Here is a 20,226-nt window from a genome sequence, read left to right on the forward strand (position 1 = left end):
GGGACGGGGCTTAGCGCCGGGCCACGTCCGAGAAGTAGAACTTGTCCAGGGTGTGCCGTGATTCGGTGTATTCGAACTGCCGGCCATCCTGGAGAAAGGTCTGGTTGCTCACCACGATCACATGGCTCTGGCCGTCCAGGTCGAGCAGTTGCTGGTCGTCCTTGCTCCGCGGGCTAGCCTCGATGGTGCGCTGGGCATAGCTGATGTTCAGTTGCAGGGTCTGTTCGATGTAGGCGTAGATCGAGTGCTCGGCGATCTGCCGGTCCAGCCCCGGGATCAGTTCGGCAACGAAGTGGTTGATGTCGAGAATCACCCGCTTGCCATCGATGCGCCGCACCCGCTTGATCCGGGTGACCAGGCTGCCTTCCTCTGCCTGCAGGTGGTTTCTCAATGCGCCTTGCAGGGGGAACTGGCTGAACTCCACCACTTCGGTGCTGACGTCATCCCCCAGCCGTGGGTAGGTTTCCTGGAAGCTGACGATGCCGCCCAGCTGGAACTCGATGGGGTTGGGCGAGAGGACGAAGGTGCCCTTGCCGTGGATCTTCTGCGCAAAGCCGCGCTCCTGGAGCAGTTCGATGGCCTTGCGCACAGTGCCGCGGCTGGCCTGGTAACTGTCCATCAGCTCGCTTTCCGAAGGCAGGCGGGCACCGCGCTCCAGGCGTTCGGTGGTGATGCTGGCAAGCAGATCGCTGTAGATCTGGTTGTATTTGCTCATGGAATGGCTCTGTGCCGGACTGTGCTCAAGGCAGGCACCTTAAGGGCTGGACGGTGCATTTGTCCATGCGGCAGGCGTGTGGTTCGCAAGTTGAAAAGGGCGGGGCAGGGCGTTGGCGGAAGAAAAATCCTAACTCGTCTGTACGAGTTGTTGATTTAACTCGTACAGACGAGTAGTTTCCTCCCTCGGCGTGCTGCCAATAACAAAAAACTCAGGTGGAAGAACGAGCATGAGCCACGACTATTCAACGATCGCCAGCGAGTTGCTGCACAGCCTCGGTGGCGCTGACAACCTCGAACAGGCCGCCCACTGCGTGACCCGCCTGCGCCTGGCCCTCAAGGACCCGAGCCGGGTCGACAGCGCCACCCTGAACCAGATCGACCTGGTCAAGGGCTCGTTCTTCACTGGCGGGCTGTATCAGGTAGTGATCGGCCCCGGCGAGGTGGAAAAGGTCTATGCGGCGTTGCGCCAGCAGACCGGCCTCGCGGCCTCGACCATTGCCGACGTGAAGCACAAGGGCGCACAGAAGGCTCATGCGATGCAGCGTCTGGTGCGGGTGTTCTCCGATGTGTTCATGCCCATCCTGCCAGCCCTGATCATTGCCGGCCTGCTGATGGGGGTGAACAACCTGCTGGGCGCCAAGGGCATGTTCATCCAGGGCCAGACCCTGCTCGAGGCCTACCCGGATCTGGACGGGCTCTGGAGCCTGATCAACCTGATGGCCAACACCTCTTTTGTGTTCCTGCCGGCCCTGGTGGGCTGGTCGGCGGCCAAGCGTTTTGGTGGCAGTGAAATCCTCGGTATCGTCCTCGGCCTGATGCTGGTGCACCCGGACCTGCTCAATGCCTGGAACTACGGCAAGGCGGTGGCCGGGCTGGACGGCCAGCGCCTGCCGTACTTCGACATCCTCGGCCTGTTCCAGATCGAGAAGGTCGGCTATCAGGGGCAGATCCTGCCGATCCTGCTGGCCGCCTATGTGATGAGCGTGATCGAGAAATGGCTGCGGGCCCGGGTGCCCAATGCCATCACCCTGCTGGTGGTGCCCATCACCACCATCGTGGTCACCGGGGTGCTGGCCCTGGCGATCATCGGCCCGGTAACCCGCCACCTGGGCATCCTCATCACCGAAGGCGTGGTCAACCTGTTCGACCTGGCGCCGATGATCGGCGGCGCGATCTTCGGCCTGCTCTATGCACCGCTGGTGATCACCGGCATGCACCACATGTTCCTGGCGGTCGACCTGCAGTTGATCTCGACCCAGGGCGGCACCTTCATCTGGCCGATGATCGTCATGTCCAACCTGGCCCAGGGCAGCGCGGCCCTGGCGGTGTTCACCATGAGCCGCAACGCACGGGACCGCAGCATGGCCTCGACCTCGGCCATTTCGGCCTATTTCGGCATCACCGAGCCGGCGATGTTCGGCGTCAACCTGCGCTACAAGTTCCCGTTCTACGCGGCCCTGATCGGCTCGGCGCTGGGCAGCATCTTCCTCTCGCTGAACAAGGTCCAGGCCTCGGCGATCGGCGTCGGCGGGTTACCGGGGTTCATCTCGATCATCCCGCAGTACATCCCGATGTTCGTGATCGGCATGGTCATCGCCCTGGTCGTGCCCTTCGTCCTGACCTGCGGCTTGAGCATGAAGATCATCCGTCCTGGCTACCGCGTGGCCTGAAGTCCCTGGGCCTTCGGCTTCCGGGCTCGTCGCCCGGAGGCGGGGTGTTAGCCAAGGCCGCGTCATTTTCAAAGGAATTTGCAATGCAAGACTGGCAGCGTTCGGTGATCTACCAGATCTACCCCAAGAGTTTTCACAGCCATTCAGGCCAGGCCACCGGCGATTTGCTGGGGGTGGTGGACAAGCTCGACTACCTGGAGTGGCTCGGGGTCGACTGCCTGTGGCTGACCCCATTCCTGCGCTCGCCGCAGCGGGACAACGGCTATGACATCAGCGACTACTACGCCATCGACCCCAGTTACGGCAGCATGGCCGACTGCGAACGGCTGATCGAGGAAGCCGGCAAGCGCGGCATCAAGCTGATGCTGGACATCGTGGTCAATCACACTTCCATCGAGCACGAGTGGTTCCAGCAGGCCCGCAGCAGCCTGGACAACCCTTATCGGGACTTCTACATCTGGCGCGATGAGCCCAACAACTGGGAGTCCAAGTTCGGCGGCTCGGCCTGGGAGTACGAAGCGCAGACCGGCCAGTACTACCTGCACCTGTTCGACCACACCCAGGCCGACCTCAACTGGGACAACCCCCGGGTGCGCGCCGAAGTGTTCAAGATGATGCGCTTCTGGCGGGACAAGGGGGTGGGCGGATTCCGTCTCGATGTGATCAACCTGATCTCCAAGCCGGCGGATTTTCCCGAGGACCAGAGTGATGGCCGGCGCTTCTATACCGACGGCCCGAACGTTCATGAGTACTTGCAGGAAATGCATCGGGAAGTGTTCGCCGGCCATGACCTGGTGAATGTCGGCGAGATGTCGTCCACCCGCCTGGAACACTGCATCCGCTACTCGAACCCGGAGTCGAAGGAGCTGTCCATGACCTTCAACTTCCATCACCTGAAGGTGGATTACCCCAATCAGCAGAAGTGGTTGCGGGCCGATTTCGACTTCCTTGAACTCAAGCGCATCCTCTCCGACTGGCAGTGCGGCATGCAGGCCGGCGGCGGCTGGAATGCACTGTTCTGGTGTAACCACGACCAGCCGCGGGTGGTATCGCGCTTTGGCGATGACGGCGAACACCGGGTGGTGTCGGCGAAGATGCTGGCCACCGCATTGCACCTGCTGCAGGGCACGCCCTTTGTCTATCAGGGCGAAGAGTTGGGCATGACCAATCCTCACTTCGAACGCATCGAGCAATACCGCGACGTCGAGACCCTGAACATCTACCGCCTCAAGCGCGAGGCCGGTGAAGAGCCGCAGGCCATCATGGCGGCAATCCAGCAGAAGTCCCGGGACAACGGGCGTACGCCAATGCAGTGGAATGCCGGGGCCAATGCCGGTTTCAGCAGCGGCACCCCCTGGATCGAGGTCGCGGCCAACGCTGGCCAGATCAATGTCCAGGCACAGCTCGACGACCCGCAATCAGTGCTGCACCACTATCGCCAATTGATCGCGTTGCGCCGTGAGCAGGGTTTGATCCAGCACGGCGTCTATCGCCAATTGCTGCCCGAGCATCCGCAGATCTGGGCCTACGTACGGGAAGGGCAGGGCGAGCGACTGCTGGTGGTGAACAACTTCTACGGTTCGCCGTGCGAGGTTGAATTGCCGCAGGAGGTCATCGACCCGGGCATGCAGCAGCGTCTGCTGATCAGCAACTACCCGGGTGATGGCGCCCGCAGCCGGCATTTGCTGCTGCGGCCTTATGAGTCCTTCGTCCTGCACCTGACCGACTGCTGACAATCCTCGCAGAAGCTGCCGGGCGGTTTCCGTCTGCCGTGAATGCGCTGTTGCAGATACAGCGCAGGGCTTCGTTCGTCGGCCAGCCGGCTTCTGCGGATCGAAATATCACAATAAAAATAATGGGGTGGCTTATGAAAACAACAATAAATCGCGGCCTGGCGGCGTCCTGCCTGTGCCTGGCATTGCCCTTTCCGGCCCAGGCCCTGGAGTTCGCCGGCTACCTGCGCAGCGGCCTTGGCACTTCGGTCAACAGCGGCCCGCAATCCTGCTTTCAGCTACCTGGCGCGCCCTCCAAGTACCGCCTGGGCAACGAGTGCGAGCAGTACGCCGAGCTTGAGCTGCGCCAGGACCTGTACACCCTGGAGGACGGTTCGGTACTCAGCGTCGACGGCATGGCCTCGCTCTACAACCGCTACGACCGCAACCTGACTTTCCAGGGCGAGAACGGCTCGGCGCGCATGCCGCAGATGTACGCCCAGTGGTCGAACCTGCCCAGCCTCAATGGCGGCTCGCTGTGGGCCGGGCGCCGTTACTACAAGCGTAACGATATCCATATCTCTGACTTCTACTACTGGAACCAGAGTGCCACCGGCGGCGGCATCGAGGACGTGCGCATCGGCGATCTGAAATACAGCTACGCCTTTTCCCGCAAGGACAACCTCTACCAGAAGCAGGCCGTGAGCCGTCATGACTTCAACGTTGCCGGTTTCCAGACCAACCCCGGCGGCGAGCTGGAGCTGGGCCTGAGTTACCTGGAAAAGCCCGATCGCCGTGGTGCCCACAATGGCTGGGCGATCACCACCCAGCATGTGCAGAAAGACTTTTTCGGCGGCAAAAACAAACTGGCCCTGCAATACGGTGAGGGGCCCGGTACCGGCCTGGGCTACACCGGCAATCCCTACCTGGATGACGGCAACAAGAGCTATCGCCTGGTGGAGTTCTTCGATTGGCAGGTCACCCCGCGCTTTGGCGGCCAGGTAGAGGCGGTCTATCAGAAGGACATCCGCCCCGACGGCCAGGACCAGAACTGGATCTCCCTGGGGGTGCGCCCGGCCTATGCAATCACCGAACAGTTCAAGCTGGTGACCGAGTTTGGTCATGATCAGGTGGAGGCGCCCGGGGGCACCCGCAAACTCAGCAAGTTCACCTTCGCGCCCACCTGGTCACCCAAGGGGCCGGAGTTCTGGGCGCGGCCCGAGGTGCGCCTGTATTACACCTATGCCAGTTGGAACGAGGCCGCCAAACGCGCGGCCAACGAACTGGCGGCCGGCTCCGCGCTGTCTGACAGTGGTGTCTTCGGCACCGCGCGGCACGGTGCGAACGTCGGTTTGCAGGTCGAGTACTGGTGGAAATAAGCGATGCTGTCGGGGCTCGCGCTCCATCGGCACTTCAAGGAATCATTAGCAGGTGACGTCATGGCCATAACCCAACCCTTGCAATTGCTCGCGCCCCTGTCCGGGGTGCTACTGCCCCTGGAGCAGGTGCCCGACCCGGTGTTTTCCAGCCGGGTGATCGGCGACGGCGTGTGCATCGACCCGACTTCCCAGACCCTCTGCGCACCTCTGTCCGGGGTGGTCAGCAACCTGCAGCACAGCGGCCATGCGGTGAGCATCACGGGTGAACAGGGCCAGCAGGTGCTGATGCACATCGGGCTGGACACAGTGAACCTCGCGGGCAAGGGCTTCACCTGTCTGGTCGAGGAGGGTCAGCAGGTCTCGGCAGGCCAGCCGCTGATCGAGTTCGATGCTGATTATCTGGCCCGGCACGCGCGCAGCCTGTTGACCCTGATACTGGTGGTCAGTGGCGAGGCAGTGACGGGGCTGGTGTCCGGCAGCCTGCTGGTGGAACTGGGACAGCCAGTGTTGCAGATCGAGCCCGCCTTCGCAGAGGAGGGGGCCAAGGCCGAAGGCGCTGAAGCAGAGGCGCTGTTTTCCAAACCGCTGATCCTGGGCAACCCCCAGGGGCTGCACGCACGTCCGGCGGCGTTGCTGGCCCAGGCCGCCAAGGGCTTTACCGCGAATATCTGCCTGCACCGGCGCCAGGACTCGGCCAATGCCAAGTCCCTGGTGTCGATCATGGCGTTGCAGACGGTGCAGGGCGATGTCTTGCAGGTCAGTGCTGCGGGGGCGGATGCCGAGCAGGCGATCCAGGTTCTGGTGGCGCTGCTGGCCTCGGGTTGTGGCGAGAAAGTCAGTGCTGCGGCGCCGAGTCCTGAGCCAGTAGCGGCGCGGGATGAGTCGCTGGAGACGGTTCTGCGGGGCGTCTGTGCGTCACCGGGTTCGGCGGTCGGCCAGGTGGTCCAGGTGGCTGAGCAACACCTGCAGATAAGCGAGTTGGCGGCGAACCCGGAGCAGGAGCGCGAAATCCTCGAGCGGGCCTTGCGAGAGGCGGTCCGGGGCCTGCAACGGCTGCGGGACAATGCCCCGGGTGAAGCACAGCAGGAAATCTTCCGTGCCCACCAGGAACTCCTCGACGACCCGAGCCTGTTGGAGCAGGCCGAAGCCCTGATTGTCACCGGCAAGAGCGCCGCCTTTGCCTGGAGCCGTGCCATCGAAGTCACCGCCGAGCTGTTCAAGGGCCTGGGCAGTGCGCTGCTGGCTGAGCGCGCGGTGGATCTGGCGGACGTCGGCCAACGGGTGCTCAAGCTGATTCTCGGGGTGCAGGAGCATGTCCTGAGCTTGCCGGACCAGGCGATTCTGATTGCCGAGCAACTGACCCCCTCGCAGACCGCCAGCCTGGACACGGCCAAGGTGCTGGGGTTTGCCACCGTCGGCGGGGGCGCCACCAGCCACGTGGCGATCCTCGCCCGGGCCCTGGGCCTGCCGGCGATCTGCGGCCTGTCGCCCCAGGTTCTGGCCCTGGCCAACGGTACCCGGGTATTGCTGGATGCCGAGCGTGGCGAGCTGCATACCGATCCGGACCCGCAATTGCTCCAGCAACTCGATGCCCAGCGCCAGCAGCAACGCCAGCGCCAGCAGCAGGACCTGGCACAGGCGACGCTTCCCGCGGTGACCCGTGATGGCCATCATCTGGAAGTCACGGCCAACATCGCGTCCCTGGCGGAGGCCGAACAGGCAATGAGCCTGGGAGGCGAAGGCGTCGGCCTGTTGCGTTCGGAGTTCCTCTACCAGGACCGTAGTCACGCCCCGAGCCTTGAAGAGCAGGCCGGTACTTACCAGGCGATTGCCCGCGCCCTGGGCCCCGGGCGCAATCTGGTGGTACGGACCCTGGATGTCGGTGGCGATAAACCCCTGGCCTATGTGCCGATGGACAGTGAGGCCAATCCTTTCCTCGGTCTGCGTGGTATCCGCCTGTGCCTGGAGCGTCCCGAACTGCTGCGGGAGCAGTTCCGGGCGATTCTCGCCAGCGCCGGGCAGGCACGGCTGCACCTCATGTTGCCCATGGTCAGCCAGCTCGCGGAGCTGCGTCAGGCGCGGCAGATCCTTGATCAAGAGGTCCTGGCCCTGGGGCTGTCGGAGCGACCGAAGCTGGGCATCATGATCGAGGTGCCTTCGGCAGCCCTGATGGCGGATCGCTTTGCCCCGGAGGTGGACTTTTTCTCCATCGGCACCAACGACCTGACCCAGTACACCCTGGCCATGGACCGGGACCATCCGCGCCTGGCCAGCCAGGCCGACAGCTTCCACCCGGCGGTCCTGCGCCTGATCGCCAGCACAGTGCAGGCGGCCCATGCCCACGGCAAATGGGTCGGCGTTTGTGGCGCACTGGCCTCGGAGGTCCTGGCGGTGCCCTTGTTGCTGGGCCTGGGCGTGGATGAGCTGTCGGTGAGCGTGCCACTGATCCCGGCCATCAAGGCACGGGTGCGCGAGCTGGATCTGGCCCAGTGCCAGGCCTTGGCCGCCGGTATTGTCGAGCTGGAAGACGCTGCGCAGGTGCGTGAATACCTGCATCAACAACAGGCCGCTGTGGCCACCGCTTCACCGGTTCTGGAGAGCTGAAGATGTTCGAGAAATTGCAGCGTGCGTTCTGGAAGGCCCTGACTCCCGACCTGGTGCCCGACTCGCCGAAAGCGCCCCAGGCCGGGGCTGGCGACAACCTGCTGGACGAAGCCAAGCTTGCGGCGCTGGGGGGCAGGGCCAACATCAAGAGCCAGCAACGCCTGGCCCTGACTCGGGTACGGGTGGAGCTGCACGATTCGCAGTTGCTGGACGCCAGTGCCCTGCGGGTGGCCGGAGTGCCGGCGCTGATGACACTCTCGGGCGGGGTGCTGCACCTGCTGGTGGGGTTGCAGGAATGAGGTGCCCAGTGTGCCTGCAGGCAAGCCGCGCCAGCGCTGGCTGGCCGGCGGCCTGGGCTTTTGCTTAGCCGCGCAGCTGCGTCCCGTCGCCGCGCCGGCCTTACTGTTTCCCAACTGCAGGTGTATCGTATTCGCCTTTTGCGGGCCTGGGTCCGCCGCGGATACGTGAGGTAGTTGAGTCCATGTCCTTTACCCGTCGACAAATACTCGGTGGTCTGGCCGGTCTGGTGGTGGTTGGCGTGGGCGCGGGAGGCGCCTCGCGCTACTGGCTGGGAAAGAGGGCCGACGCTGAGGCGGGGCATGACTACGAGCTGATTGCGGCGCCCCTGGATGTGGAGCTGGTAGCGGGCCACAAGACCGAGGCCTGGGCCTTCGGCCCCTCGGCTCCGGGCACCGAGCTGCGGGTGCGCCAGGGCGAATGGCTGCGGGTGCGCTTCATCAACCACCTGCCGGTGGCCACCACCATCCACTGGCACGGTATCCGCTTGCCGCTGGAAATGGATGGCGTGCCCTACGTCTCGCAGTTGCCGGTACTGCCCGGTGAGTATTTCGACTACAAGTTCCGGGTGCCGGATGCCGGCAGCTATTGGTATCACCCCCACGTGAGCAGCAGCGAAGAGCTGGGCCGTGGCCTGGTGGGCCCGCTGATTGTCGAAGAGCGCGAGCCTACCGGGTTCAAGTACGAGCGCACCCTGAGCCTGAAGAACTGGCACGTGGACGAAGAGGGCGCCTTCCTGCCCTTCAGCATCCCCCGGGAAGCGGCGCGGGGTGGCACCGCCGGGCGCCTGTCGACCATCAATGGCGTGCCCCAGGCGGTGATCGACCTGCCGGCCGGGCAGATCACCCGGGTGCGCCTGCTCAACCTCGACAACACCCTGACCTACCGCATCAACATTCCCGACGTCGAGGCACAGATCTACGCCCTGGACGGCAACCCCATCGAACCGCGGCCCCTGGGCAAGGAATACTGGCTGGGCCCGGGCATGCGCATCTGCCTGGCGATCAAGGCCCCGGCGGCAGGCGAAGAGCTGTCCCTGCGCAACGGCCCGGTGCGCCTGGGCACCTTGCGCTCGGTGGCCAATACTGACGCGCCCACGACCTGGCCGCCCGCGTTGCCGGCCAACCCGGTGGCCGAGCCGGATCTCGACAACGCCGAGAAGCTCAACTTCAATTTCGAGTGGGTGGGCTCGGTCTCGGTGAATGTGGACAATGGCAAGCCGCCGAGCCTGTGGCAGATCAATGGCCAGGCCTGGGACATCACCGACAAGACCTGCGCCGACCGCCCGATTGCCACGCTGAAAAAGGGCAAGAGCTACATTTTCGAATTGAAGAACATGACCCAGTACCAGCACCCGATCCACTTGCATGGCATGAGCTTCAAGGTCATTGCCTCGAACCGCCACAAGGTCACCCCGTACTTCACCGACACTTACCTGTTGGGCAAGAACGAGCGTGCCCGGGTGGCATTGGTGGCGGATAACCCGGGGGTCTGGATGTTCCATTGCCACGTGATCGACCACATGGAAACCGGCCTGATGGCCGCAATCGAGGTGGTGTGATGCGCCAGATTCGCCCCGCGTCGATCATCGACCGCAGCCGTGACCAGGACTTCATGCGCGAGGCCCTGGCCCTGGCCGCCGAAGGCGCCGCCCTGGGAGAAGTGCCCGTGGGGGCGGTGCTGGTGCTGGACGGCGAGATCATCGGCCGCGGTTACAACTGCCCCATCAGCGGCAGCGATCCCAGCGCCCACGCCGAGATGGTGGCGATCCGTGCCGCTGCCCAGGCGGTGAGCAACTACCGCCTGCCCGGCAGCACCCTGTACGTGACCCTGGAGCCCTGCAGCATGTGCGCCGGGCTGATTGTGCATTCGCGCATTGCCCGGGTGGTGTACGGCGCCCTGGAGCCCAAGGCCGGCATCGTGCAGAGCCAGGGCCAGTTCTTCACCCAGGGCTTTCTCAACCATCGGGTGCTGTACGAGGGTGGAGTGCTGGCCGAGGAGTGCGGCGCGGTGCTGAGCGAGTTCTTCAAGGCGCGCAGGGCGCGCTGATCTCAAACGTGTCTGCGGTTTTCGCGAGCAAGCTCGCTCCTACAAAGAACCGTAGGAGCCGGCTTGCCGGCGAAGAGGCCCTCGAGCCTTGCCGCTTTGGCGGGCGCCTTCGCTGGCAAACGGAACGCCGCCCGGCCAGCTCCTACAGGGCGTGGCGCGGTTATTTTCTGGCGACTATCACGGCACGCATCGGTGCCGGCAGGCCTTCGATGGTCTTGCTGTGGTCATTCGGGTCGAGAAAGTCGCTCAGGGACTGATACTTCATCCACTCGGTGCCGCGCTGTTCCTCGATGCTGGTCACGCTGACATCCACGCAACGCACATCGCTGAAACCGGCCCGTCGCAGCCACAGTTCCAGGGCCGGCACCGACGGCAGGAACCACACGTTGCGCATCTGCGCGTAACGGTCTTCCGGCACCAGCACCTGATGCTGGTCGCCCTCTACCACCAGGGTTTCCAGCACCAGCTCGCCGCTCTTGACCAGGCAGTCCTTGAGCGCCAGCAAGTGCTCGATGGGCGAACGGCGGTGGTAGAACACGCCCATGGAAAACACCGTGTCGAAGCCTTCCAGGTTGGCCGGCAGGTCTTCGAAGGGGAACGGCAGGTGCCACACCGAGGGCTCCGACAGGTAGCGCTGTACCGCCTGGAACTGGCAGAAGAACAGCCAGTTGGGGTCGACGCCGATCACGCTGTGGGCGCCGGCGCCGAGCATGCGCCACATGTAGTAGCCATTGCCGCAACCGACATCGAGGATGCGCTTGCCTTCAAGATTCAGGTGCGGGGCGACCCGGGACCATTTCCAGTCCGAGCGCCATTCGGTGTCCACGTGCACGCCGAACAGATCGAACGGCCCCTTGCGCCACGGCGACAGGCCCATCAGCGCGTCATGCATCTGTGCCCGGGTGGCGTCGTCGCACTCGGTGTCCAGGCGCAGGCCATTGATCAGGTCGACCTCGCTGGGCTGGATCTTCGGCAGCGCATCCAGGGCGCTCTGCCAGCGTTCGAGATCGCCGTGGCCTTTTTCCATCTTGGCATCGAGCTGGGCTTGCAGGCCGGCGGCCCATTCGGCCAGGGGCGTGCCCGCCAGGCGGCGGGCGAGGGGGGACAGATCAATCATGGCAAGGCAATCAACGAGGCAAAGTTAAGACACTGGAACCACGGCACGACTTTCGAGAACCCGGCGGCCAGCAGGCGCTCACGGTGTTCTTCGAGGCTGTCGGGCTTCATGACGTTTTCGATGGCGCTGCGCTTCTGGGCAATTTCCAGTTCGCTGTAGCCGTTGGCGCGCTTGAAGGCGATGTGCAGGTCGGTGAGCAGCGCGTGTTCTTCACTGTCGTTGAAGCGCAGCTTCTCCGAGAGGATCAGCGCGCCGCCGGGCAGTAGCGACTGGCGGATGCGCCCGAGCAAGGCCAGGCGCTGCTCCGGGGCGATGAACTGCAAGGTGAAGTTCAGCGCCACCACCGAGGCCGGTTGGAATTCCAGGGCGAGGATATCGCCCTCGATCACTTGCACCGGCAGCAACTCCTGGAACATCGAATCCTGGCCGTTGAGGTACTCGCGGCAGCGCTCGACCATGGCCGCCGAGTTGTCCACGGCGATCACCCGGCAGCCATCGGTGCGCACATGGCGACGCAGGGCCTGGGTCACCGCGCCCAGGGACGCGCCCAGGTCGTAGAGCACGCTGTGGGGCTGGGCGAACTGCGCCGCCAGCACCCCGAGGTTTTCGACAATGGTCGGGTAACCCGGCACCGAGCGCTTGATCATGTCCGGGAACACCCGCACCACGTCCTCGTTGAAGGCGAAGTCGGGCACCTGGGCCAGGGGCTGGGCGAAAAGGCGGTCGGGTTCTTTGCTCACGGCGGTTCCGGCGGTGGAGAAATAAAAAGGCCGGCATTGTAGCCGCTGACGCTGGCGACGATAAGGCCCGCAGGGCCTTCACGGGCGCCAGGGCGACACAAGGTGTGCTGCTGTTCGCCGGCAAGCCGGCTCCTGCAGATTGCAGGGACCGGCCTGCCGGCGCAGGCGCCTCAGCGCGGCTTCTGGCTGAACGCCGAAGCGGCAATGCCCCACTGGCCCAGCCAGTAGAAAATGATGATCAGGTACGGCGCGGCATCGAAGGCCACCACGAAGCGGCTGATACCGATCAGGCTGTCGGAGAAGGCAAAGCTCAAGGCGCCCACTGCCGCAAGCAGCGCAGAGCGCTTGGGCACTTCACTGCCCAGGCGCGCCAGGGCCCGCCAGAGCATCGCGCTGATGGTCAGGGCATAGACGATCACCGGGATCAGCAACGGCCCCAGGCCGTGGGAGATCAGGATGCCCAGCAGCACTGCGCCAATGGCCAGGGCCACAACCAGAGGCAGCAGGGCGATACGCCGGCAGTCGCTGAGGTAGGCCTTGAGGTAGGCCAGGTGCGCCACCAGGAAGGCCCCGAGGCCGAACACGAAGAGGTCCGTGGGCCAGGCCAGCAAGGTGTCGCCGAGCACAGAAAACAGCAGCCCGATGATGATCCAGCGCCGGTAGTCCCCGGGCGGCGCATCGTGCAACCAGCCCAGCAGGGCCAGCACCGGCAGTGGCTTGACCAGCAGGCAGAGCAGGGTGGCATGCACGCTGACCCCGTAGAGGAAGGTGGCGGCGCCCATCAGCGCGAGGATCAGCCAGCCCATGTCAATTCACCGTGATCGAGCAGTCGAAGGCCTTCACCGGGGCTTCTTCCGGTGCCCAGGGTTGCTGATAGGTCAGCAGCAGGCGCCCGGTGCCAGTGGCGAAGGCCTGGAAGCGCCAGGTCGATTGCCCACCGCTGCCCACCAGTCCGGTGTCTTCGGGGTTGCTGTAGACCTCGGGGCTGACCTTGCGCAGGATGCCGCCGGCCGAATCCTGGATGGCCCAGCGATAGCCGGTGGTGGGGTTGCTCGGCAGGGTCAGGGTCAGGGTTTGCCCGTTGTGCAGTTGCAGGGGGCACTGGTTCGAGTTTTCCACGGTGACGTTCTGCTTGGGCTGGCTGGCGCAGGCGCCAAGCAGGGCGAGGCTGAGCAGGGCAAGAAGGCGGTGTGCAGGCATGGGTCAGGAAGCTCCGATCATTCGTGACGAACGGCGAGCATAACTGAAGATGATGGGCGGTGTAGGGGAGGGATGGAGGTTGGCGGTTATGGCCTGTTCGCCGGCCAGCCGGCTCCTACCGAAGTTCAGGGTAGGAGCCGGCTGGCCGACGCCGGGATTTAGAACAACACCTTGGCCACGTCGGCAAAGCGCTTGGCGAAGTGCACGGTGATGCCTTCCTTGAGGTAGTCCGGCAGCTCTTCGAAATGCCCGCGGTTGGGCTCCGGGAGAATCAGCTCGTGGATCTTCTGCCGCCGCGCTGCAATGACTTTCTCGCGCACCCCGCCAATCGGCAGCACGTGGCCGGTGAGGGTCAGCTCGCCGGTCATGGCCACGCCTTTTTTCGGTGGCTGGTTGCGCGCCAGGGACAGCAGTGCGCTGGCCATGGTCACCCCGGCACTGGGGCCGTCCTTGGGCGTGGCGCCTTCCGGCACGTGCAGGTGGACAAAGGCTTCATCGAAGAAACCGCTGTCACCGCCGAACTGCTTGAGGTGGGAACTGACATAGCTGTAGGCGATTTCCGCCGATTCCTTCATCACGTCACCCAACTGCCCGGTGAGCTTGAAGCCACGGTTGAGGGTGTGGATGCGTGTCGCCTCGATGGGCAACGTGGCGCCACCCATGCTGGTCCAGGCCAGGCCGGTGATGACCCCGGTGCCGTTCAGCACCTGTTCGTTGCGAAACACCGGCATGCCCAGGGAGGCTTCCAGGTCCTTGGGGCCGATCTTGAGGGTCGCGTCCGGTTCATCCAGCAGCTTGACCACGGCCTTGCGCACCAGCTTGCCCAGTTGCTTCTCCAACTGGCGCACCCCGGCTTCCCGGGCGTAGCCGTCGATCACCGTGCGCAGGGCGCTGTCGCTGATGCTCAGGCTGCTCTTGGCCACGCCGGCTTTCTCCAACTGCTTGGGCCACAGGTGGCGCTTGGCGATGGCGAGTTTTTCCTCGGTGATGTAACCCGACAGGCGAATCACTTCCATGCGGTCGAGCAACGGCCCGGGAATCGAGTCCAGGGTGTTGGCGGTGCACACGAACAGGACCTTGGACAGGTCCATGCGCAGGTCCAGGTAGTGGTCGAGGAAATCGACGTTCTGTTCCGGATCCAGGGTTTCCAGGAGCGCCGAGGCCGGGTCGCCCTGGTAGCTCTGGCCCATCTTGTCGATCTCGTCGAGCATGATCACCGGGTTCATCACCTCCACATCCTTGAGCGCCTGCACCAGCTTGCCCGGCTGGGCGCCGATGTAGGTGCGGCGGTGGCCCTTGATCTCGGCTTCATCGCGCATGCCGCCGAGGCTGAAGCGATAGAACGGCCGCCCGAGGGATTCGGCGATGGATTTGCCGACGCTGGTCTTGCCGACGCCGGGCGGGCCCACCAACAGCACGATGGAGCCGCTGATCTCGCCCTTGTAGGCACCCACCGCGAGGAATTCGAGGATGCGGTCCTTGATGTCGTCGAGGCCGGCGTGGTGTTTGTCCAGCACCTTGCGCGCGTGCTTGAGGTCCAGCTTGTCTTCGCCGAATACGCCCCAGGGCACCGCGGTGGCCCATTCCAGGTAATTGCGGGTGACGGCGTATTCCGGGGAGCCCGTCTCGAGGATCGACAGCTTGTTCATCTCCTCTTCGATGCGCTTTTGCGCCTGGGGCGGCAGGACCTTGCCCTGCAGGCGCTGCTCGAACTGTTCCAGGTCGGCGCTGCGGTCGTCCTTGGTCAGCCCCAGTTCCTGCTGGATCACCTTGAGCTGTTCCTTGAGGAAGAACTCGCGCTGATGCTCGCCGATCTTGCGGTTGACCTCGGCGGAGATCTCTTTCTGCAGCCGTGCGACTTCCACTTCCTTGCGCAGCATTGGCAGGACTTTCACCATGCGCTTGAGCATCGGCACGCAGTCCAGCACTTCCTGCAGTTCATTGCCGGTGGCGGAGGTCAGGGCTGCGGCGAAGTCGGTCAGGGGCGACGGGTCATTGGGGCTGAAGCGGTTGAGGTAGTTCTTCAGCTCTTCGCTGTACAGCGGGTTGAGCGGCAGCAGTTCCTTGATCGCGTTGATCAGCGCCATACCGTAGGCCTTGACCTCGTCGGTGGGCTCGTTGGGCTGGTGCGGGTATTCGACTTCCACCAGGTAGGGCGGACGATGATGCTTGAGCCAGGTGCGGATGCGCACCCGGGTCAGGCCCTGGGCGACGAATTGCAGCTTGCCGTTCTCGCGGCTGGCGTGATGGACCTTGACCAGGGTGCCGTACTCCGGCAGTGCGGAGGTATCGAAGTGCCGTGGGTCTTCCTGGGGGGTGTCCATGAAAAACAGGGCGAGGGAGTGATGATCGGATTTGCTCACCAGCTCCAGGGTTTCGGCCCAGGGTTCTTCGTTGACGATGACCGGCAGCACCTGTGCCGGGAAGAACGGCCGATTGTGAATCGGGATGATGTAGACCTTGTCCGGCAGATTCTGCCCGGGCAGGGCCAGGCCGGTGCCCTGGGCTGCCGGGTGTTCGGTATTTTCCGGATCGACGTAGTCACGCAGGTCTTCGGGAAATTCTTGCTGGTCGCTCATGGAGGCTCCTGCACGATGGGCTATGCAGGTTAGATGGGGCAGGTCGCGGCGGGTTTCAATGGGCGACTGGTTTCAGCATTTTTCAAGGTGCCAGGGCAGCGGGTACGGTGCGGTTTCAGGTTGGCTGGCCTGATGCCGCCGAGCGTGCAGCCAGCGGCTCCTCAGGCTGTTTCCAGGCGCTGCCAAGGTCGTGGGAACAAGGCTCACCCCTGTACTTTTAAGGCTGTTTTGTTGTTTTTTGTCAATAAAATGACTGCGCAATCACCTGTTTTATTGCGTGATCTTCTGTAATTTGAGGATTAATCTGAGTGCCTGGAATGTCGGAATGAATCTGGCATTTATTTGACGCACGCATTCAGCTTGTCAGAGGGATGGGTATGAGGAACGGATTTTTCAGCTCTCGGCGGCCGTCAGTCGCGCTGGCGTCTTCAGGGTCCACCGGTCGATCGGAGTTGGCGAGAGCGGCCTCGTGAAGTGGCGCCAAACCTTTCAGGCAAGGATTGTCGGGGTGCTGGCGCTGTTGCTGTTGGTACTGATTGGGGCGGTGTATTTCGCGGTCAAGACCGCCACTACCCAGGCGGTCGAACGCCAGGCGCAACTGCAGTTGAAGATCGGCACTCGGGTGTTCGAGCGCCTGCTGGACCTGCGGGGCCGCAATTTGCAGTACGGGGTCGACTGGCTGGTGGTGGATTCGGAGTTTCGTCGCGCGGTGGTCAGCGGCAAGCCGGTGGATATCCTCGCCGCCCTCGCGCAGCACCGGGGCGGTATCCGTTCCAGCGAGATGTTCGTGCTCAGCCCCGAGGGCCGGGTCATCGCCAGCACCCTGGCGGACATCGCCCGGGACCAGCACTTTCCCTATGACCAGGCCTTGCGCCGGGCGCTGCGGCACAACACCCACATGCTGTTTGTCGCGATCAAGGGGCGCCCCTACCTGCTGGTCCAGGGCGAAGTGCTGGAGTCGTTGCCCATTGCCCGGGTGGTGATGGGCTTTCCCATGGACGAGCTGTTTGCCCGGGAGCTGCGCTCCATGAGCAACCTCGAGGTGTCATTCCTGACGGTCGACGGCCAGGATCCGGGAGAGTTGTTCAGCACCCAGCCGGAGTTCTTCTGGTCACCGATCATCAAGGTCTTGGGTGATTCGCTGTGGCAATCCCTGCCCCAGCTGAGCGAAACCCACGGCCAGCGGTTCCTCAACCAGGCCTTGCAACTGGCCAACACCGGCGACGCCGAAGATCCGCGGGTCATGGCCCTGTTGCAAAGCCCGCTGGAGCAGGCGCTGCAAGCCTTTACCCCACTGGATCGGGAGTTTTTGTGGATCGCCCTGGTGGCGCTGGTGGTGTCCCTGGCCTTTGCCCTGCTGATGGCCAGGCGTGTCTCGCGGCCCCTGGAGGACCTGGCCCAGGCCGCCCGACGCATTGGTGCCGGTAACTATCAGGCCCCGGTGAGCATCAAGCGCAGCGACGAGTTCGGGGTGCTCGCCGATGCCTTCAACGCCATGCAGAGCGCCATTGCCACCCGCGAGCGCCAGTTGGCCCACAACGCCCTGCATGATCCGCTGACCGGCCTGCCCAATCGTGCCCTGGCCATCGAGCGCCTGGGCAAGGCCATCGCGGCCCGGCGCAACGTGGTGCTGTTGTACCTGGGGATCGACAACTACCGGGCGATCAACGAAGGCTTCGGCACGGAAGGGCTGGAGCAGATGATGGGCGAGCTCAGTCGCCGGCTGCGCGAGGTCCTGTCCCAGGGGGACACCGCGGCGCGGATCACCGCCAGCGAGTTCCTGCTGTTGCTGGAAAACACCGAGCTGGAGGGCGCCATCGCCATGGCCGACCGGCTCCATGGCCTGTTGAGCCGGCCGCAACTGATCCAGGGGGATGAGGTCCGGCGCCAGATCTGCATGGGGGTGGCGGTGTACCCGGCCGATGGCAAATCGGCCGAAGAGCTGATCAGCCGTGCGGCCATCGCTCGCCATGATGCTTCGCTGCAGCCTGGCTACCTGCAGGTCTACCAGCAGGACCGCGATCTGGCCCATCAACGACAGATCAGCCTGATCCGTGACCTGCGTCGCGCCGCCGCCGAAGGCGAGCTGTTCCTGCTGTACCAGCCCAAGCTGGATCTGCGCCGGGATTACCTGCACCAGGCCGAAGCCCTGCTGCGTTGGCAGCACCCGGTGTTCGGCGTGGTGTCGCCGGCGGAGTTCATTCCCCTGGCCGAACGTACCGGCAGCATGCACAGCCTGACGTCCTGGGTCATCGAGGCCTGCATCCGCCAATTGGCGGAGTGGAATCGCCGGGCCCTGCCGGTGCGCCTGTCGCTCAACATCTCCGCCAGCGACCTGGAGGACGACAGCCTGGAAGTCCGGGTCAGCCAGTGGCTGGAGCGCTACCAGGTGGCGGCCGAACAGTTGGTGTTCGAGATTACCGAGAGCGCGATCATGCGCCATCCGGAGCAGTCGCTGGCAGTGCTGCAGCGCCTGCGCAGTTGTGGCATCAGCCTGTCGGTGGATGATTTCGGCACCGGCTATTCCTCCCTGGCGCAACTGCAGCGCCTGCCGGTGCAGGAGTTGAAGATCGACCAGTCCTTCATCCGCAACCTGGACGAGACCAGCGGTGATGCGGTGATCGTGCGCTCGACCATCGAGATGAGCCACAAGCTGGGGCTCAAGGTGGTGGCCGAAGGGGTGGAGTTCGAGCATTGCCTGAAGCTGCTGGAAAGCTGGCGCTGCGACACGGTGCAGGGTTACCTGATCAGCCGGCCCTTGCCGACCGAGGCATTTGAGCGCTGGATGATGACCTCCCGGGTTTCGACCTGAAGGTGCCTGGGTGCCCGGCCGCGAGGCTCGGGCATCCGGGGCTGGCTGGTTTCAGGGGGCGGCGGCTTCGGCCTTGGCCAGCAGGCTCTGCAACTCCGGTTCGATGCCTTCTTCCGTCAGGTTGTCCATGATTTCCAGGATGCACGGGGCATAGCGATGCTCGATCGCGGCTTCGGCCCAGTCCAGTTCATAGATCGCCATGACCCGCACATCTAGGTAGGGCGAGTCCGCCAGCAAGCGCTTGAGCAACTCGATGGCCGGGGGGCTGCGCAATTCTCCCAGGGATACCGCGCAGCGGTGCTGCCAGTATTCGGGGCGTGACAAGAGCGTCTCGCCCAGCCGCTGCCATTGCGTCGGCGTAAAGCCGTGCAAGACGCCCAGGGCCACCTGTTCGGCGGTGTATTCGTTCCAGTTGGCGGCTTCCGAGTCGCCGAACCAGTGGTGCAACCGATCAAACAACTCATCACGTTTATCCGTATTCATGATGTTTTTTCTCCTGCGTGGGGCGGTCGCGCCAGCACGCTGTTCCTGGCGTGCCGCCCAATGCCATGGCGTTTGTACAGGCGTGCCAGGACCGATGCTGCCTCATTTGTCCCAGGCTTCCCAGTGCTATTGGTGTCGCAGGGGGAAACAGGACGCGGACATCCGCGGGGATGCCACCGAAGCGCGGGAGAGGGTTTGTCCCGGTTTACCAGTTCCCGGCGAATTTCACCGCGGCGGCGGCCCGTGACGACACCTTGAGGGTGTGCAGCAGGGAGGACACATGGATACGCACGGTGAATGGCGAGATATCCAGCTCCCGGGCGATTTCCTTGTTGGTCTTGCCCTGGGCGATCAGGCGCAGCACCTCCTGCTGGCGCGTGGTCAGCTGGCTCACTTCGGCGCAGGCATCCAGGGTCAGCAGCAGGCCGGAGGGCGCGTATTTGACCACCACTTCGCCCTGGCGAATGGCCTGGATCGCCTGGCCGATTTCATCCGGGGCAATGCTCTTGCCAATGAAACCGTCCGCTCCGGCGGCCATGACTTCACCAATCAGTTCCTGGTTGTCGATCATCGACACCACGATGATCGAGGTGCGAGGCAGTTGTCGGCGCAGGTCGGCGATCATGCTCACCGAGGTCAGCCCGGGAAAGCGCAGGTCGAGAATCAGCGAGTCCGGCTCCTCGCCGGTCCGGGCCAGCTCCAGCACCGCCGGGAGGTCGCCGGCCTCTTCAAGCAGGGCTTCGGGCAGCAGGCGCTGGATGGTGCGCAGCATGCCCTCGCGAAACAGCGGGTGGTCGTCGGCGACGATAATCCGGCAGGTCATGTGGTGAAACTCCTTGAAACATCCAATCCTGTGAGCATGCTAAC

General features: G+C 64.0%; 16 protein-coding genes. 8 read left to right on the forward strand and 8 right to left on the reverse strand.

From position 1 onward, the window contains the following. Positions 1 to 10 precede the first annotated feature (10 nt). Positions 11 to 715, reverse strand: a complete 705-nt coding sequence (treR, locus tag U873_RS0118105; RefSeq protein ID WP_015636868.1) for a trehalose operon repressor — start codon at positions 713 to 715, stop codon at positions 11 to 13. Positions 716 to 944: 229 nt separating this feature from the next. Here treR and treP point away from each other — a divergent pair, with 229 nt between their 5' ends. The 7 genes from treP (at position 945) to tadA (ending at position 10,428) form a co-directional block, all read left to right on the forward strand. Beyond that, on the forward strand, positions 945 to 2,387 hold the full coding sequence (gene treP / locus U873_RS0118110) for a PTS system trehalose-specific EIIBC component (RefSeq protein WP_025129578.1): 1,443 nt from the start codon (positions 945 to 947) through the stop codon (positions 2,385 to 2,387). Between the two features lie 83 nt (positions 2,388 to 2,470). Further along, positions 2,471 to 4,120, forward strand: a complete 1,650-nt coding sequence (gene treC, locus U873_RS0118115; protein WP_025129579.1) for an alpha,alpha-phosphotrehalase — start codon at positions 2,471 to 2,473, stop codon at positions 4,118 to 4,120. 134 nt (positions 4,121 to 4,254) lie between these two features. Continuing rightward, a complete protein-coding gene (locus U873_RS0118120; RefSeq protein WP_025129580.1) occupies positions 4,255 to 5,478 on the forward strand; it encodes a carbohydrate porin in 1,224 nt (407 codons plus the stop codon). Between the two features lie 60 nt (positions 5,479 to 5,538). Further along, positions 5,539 to 8,082 carry a phosphoenolpyruvate--protein phosphotransferase gene (ptsP, locus tag U873_RS0118125; RefSeq protein ID WP_025129581.1) on the forward strand — a complete coding sequence of 848 codons (2,544 nt, stop codon included), beginning with the start codon at positions 5,539 to 5,541 and terminating at the stop codon, positions 8,080 to 8,082. Positions 8,083 to 8,084: 2 nt separating this feature from the next. Further along, complete coding sequence (locus U873_RS0118130; protein WP_025129582.1) at positions 8,085 to 8,381, forward strand: PTS transporter subunit EIIB; 297 nt, start codon at positions 8,085 to 8,087, stop codon at positions 8,379 to 8,381. A gap of 182 nt (positions 8,382 to 8,563) precedes the next feature. Then, a complete protein-coding gene (locus U873_RS0118135; RefSeq protein WP_025129583.1) occupies positions 8,564 to 9,940 on the forward strand; it encodes a multicopper oxidase family protein in 1,377 nt (458 codons plus the stop codon). Then, positions 9,940 to 10,428, forward strand: coding sequence for a tRNA adenosine(34) deaminase TadA (gene tadA / locus U873_RS0118140; RefSeq protein ID WP_025129584.1), 489 nt, complete (start codon positions 9,940 to 9,942; stop codon positions 10,426 to 10,428). Before U873_RS0118135 ends, tadA begins: the two co-directional genes overlap by 1 nt. Before the next feature lie 160 nt (positions 10,429 to 10,588). On the opposite strand, the gene cmoB is transcribed toward tadA, so the two are convergent. The 5 genes from cmoB to lon form a co-directional block, all read right to left on the reverse strand. Further along, entirely contained in the window at positions 10,589 to 11,545 is a 957-nt protein-coding gene (cmoB, locus tag U873_RS0118145; RefSeq protein WP_025129585.1) for a tRNA 5-methoxyuridine(34)/uridine 5-oxyacetic acid(34) synthase CmoB, read from the reverse strand. Then, a complete protein-coding gene (cmoA, locus tag U873_RS0118150; protein WP_025129586.1) occupies positions 11,542 to 12,285 on the reverse strand; it encodes a carboxy-S-adenosyl-L-methionine synthase CmoA in 744 nt (247 codons plus the stop codon). The genes cmoB and cmoA overlap by 4 nt, the downstream gene beginning before the upstream one ends. A gap of 170 nt (positions 12,286 to 12,455) precedes the next feature. Then, complete coding sequence (locus U873_RS0118155; protein WP_025129587.1) at positions 12,456 to 13,091, reverse strand: lysoplasmalogenase; 636 nt, start codon at positions 13,089 to 13,091, stop codon at positions 12,456 to 12,458. A 1-nt stretch (position 13,092) separates the two neighbouring features. Next, a complete protein-coding gene (locus tag U873_RS0118160; RefSeq protein ID WP_025129588.1) occupies positions 13,093 to 13,485 on the reverse strand; it encodes a protease inhibitor I42 family protein in 393 nt (130 codons plus the stop codon). 158 nt (positions 13,486 to 13,643) lie between these two features. After that, complete coding sequence (gene lon / locus U873_RS0118165; protein WP_025129589.1) at positions 13,644 to 16,064, reverse strand: endopeptidase La; 2,421 nt, start codon at positions 16,062 to 16,064, stop codon at positions 13,644 to 13,646. 469 nt (positions 16,065 to 16,533) lie between these two features. Here lon and U873_RS0118170 point away from each other — a divergent pair, with 469 nt between their 5' ends. Further along, positions 16,534 to 18,876 carry a bifunctional diguanylate cyclase/phosphodiesterase gene (locus tag U873_RS0118170; RefSeq protein WP_025129590.1) on the forward strand — a complete coding sequence of 781 codons (2,343 nt, stop codon included), beginning with the start codon at positions 16,534 to 16,536 and terminating at the stop codon, positions 18,874 to 18,876. Positions 18,877 to 18,927: 51 nt separating this feature from the next. On the opposite strand, the gene U873_RS0118175 is transcribed toward U873_RS0118170, so the two are convergent. Together U873_RS0118175 and U873_RS0118180 are read right to left on the reverse strand one after the other, a co-directional pair. Then, complete coding sequence (locus tag U873_RS0118175) at positions 18,928 to 19,359, reverse strand: hypothetical protein (protein ID WP_025129591.1); 432 nt, start codon at positions 19,357 to 19,359, stop codon at positions 18,928 to 18,930. 205 nt (positions 19,360 to 19,564) lie between these two features. Beyond that, a complete protein-coding gene (locus tag U873_RS0118180) occupies positions 19,565 to 20,182 on the reverse strand; it encodes a response regulator transcription factor (RefSeq protein ID WP_025129592.1) in 618 nt (205 codons plus the stop codon). Positions 20,183 to 20,226: the final 44 nt, after the last annotated feature.

Origin of the sequence: Pseudomonas sp. PH1b (genome assembly GCF_000633395.1) — a bacterium.
Lineage (GTDB): Bacteria > Pseudomonadota > Gammaproteobacteria > Pseudomonadales > Pseudomonadaceae > Aquipseudomonas.

What these genes read in the sequence shown, in the direction of transcription:
- treR (WP_015636868.1), bottom strand. Translation starts at nt 715, where the DNA reads ATGAGCAAATACAACCAGATCTACAGCGATCTGCTTGCCAGCATCACC.
- treP (WP_025129578.1), top strand. Translation starts at nt 945, where the DNA reads ATGAGCCACGACTATTCAACGATCGCCAGCGAGTTGCTGCACAGCCTC.
- treC (WP_025129579.1), top strand. Translation starts at nt 2,471, where the DNA reads ATGCAAGACTGGCAGCGTTCGGTGATCTACCAGATCTACCCCAAGAGT.
- U873_RS0118120 (WP_025129580.1), top strand. Translation starts at nt 4,255, where the DNA reads ATGAAAACAACAATAAATCGCGGCCTGGCGGCGTCCTGCCTGTGCCTG.
- ptsP (WP_025129581.1), top strand. Translation starts at nt 5,539, where the DNA reads ATGGCCATAACCCAACCCTTGCAATTGCTCGCGCCCCTGTCCGGGGTG.
- U873_RS0118130 (WP_025129582.1), top strand. Translation starts at nt 8,085, where the DNA reads ATGTTCGAGAAATTGCAGCGTGCGTTCTGGAAGGCCCTGACTCCCGAC.
- U873_RS0118135 (WP_025129583.1), top strand. Translation starts at nt 8,564, where the DNA reads ATGTCCTTTACCCGTCGACAAATACTCGGTGGTCTGGCCGGTCTGGTG.
- tadA (WP_025129584.1), top strand. Translation starts at nt 9,940, where the DNA reads ATGCGCCAGATTCGCCCCGCGTCGATCATCGACCGCAGCCGTGACCAG.
- cmoB (WP_025129585.1), bottom strand. Translation starts at nt 11,545, where the DNA reads ATGATTGATCTGTCCCCCCTCGCCCGCCGCCTGGCGGGCACGCCCCTG.
- U873_RS0118155 (WP_025129587.1), bottom strand. Translation starts at nt 13,091, where the DNA reads ATGGGCTGGCTGATCCTCGCGCTGATGGGCGCCGCCACCTTCCTCTAC.
- U873_RS0118160 (WP_025129588.1), bottom strand. Translation starts at nt 13,485, where the DNA reads ATGCCTGCACACCGCCTTCTTGCCCTGCTCAGCCTCGCCCTGCTTGGC.
- lon (WP_025129589.1), bottom strand. Translation starts at nt 16,064, where the DNA reads ATGAGCGACCAGCAAGAATTTCCCGAAGACCTGCGTGACTACGTCGAT.
- U873_RS0118175 (WP_025129591.1), bottom strand. Translation starts at nt 19,359, where the DNA reads ATGAATACGGATAAACGTGATGAGTTGTTTGATCGGTTGCACCACTGG.
- U873_RS0118180 (WP_025129592.1), bottom strand. Translation starts at nt 20,182, where the DNA reads ATGACCTGCCGGATTATCGTCGCCGACGACCACCCGCTGTTTCGCGAG.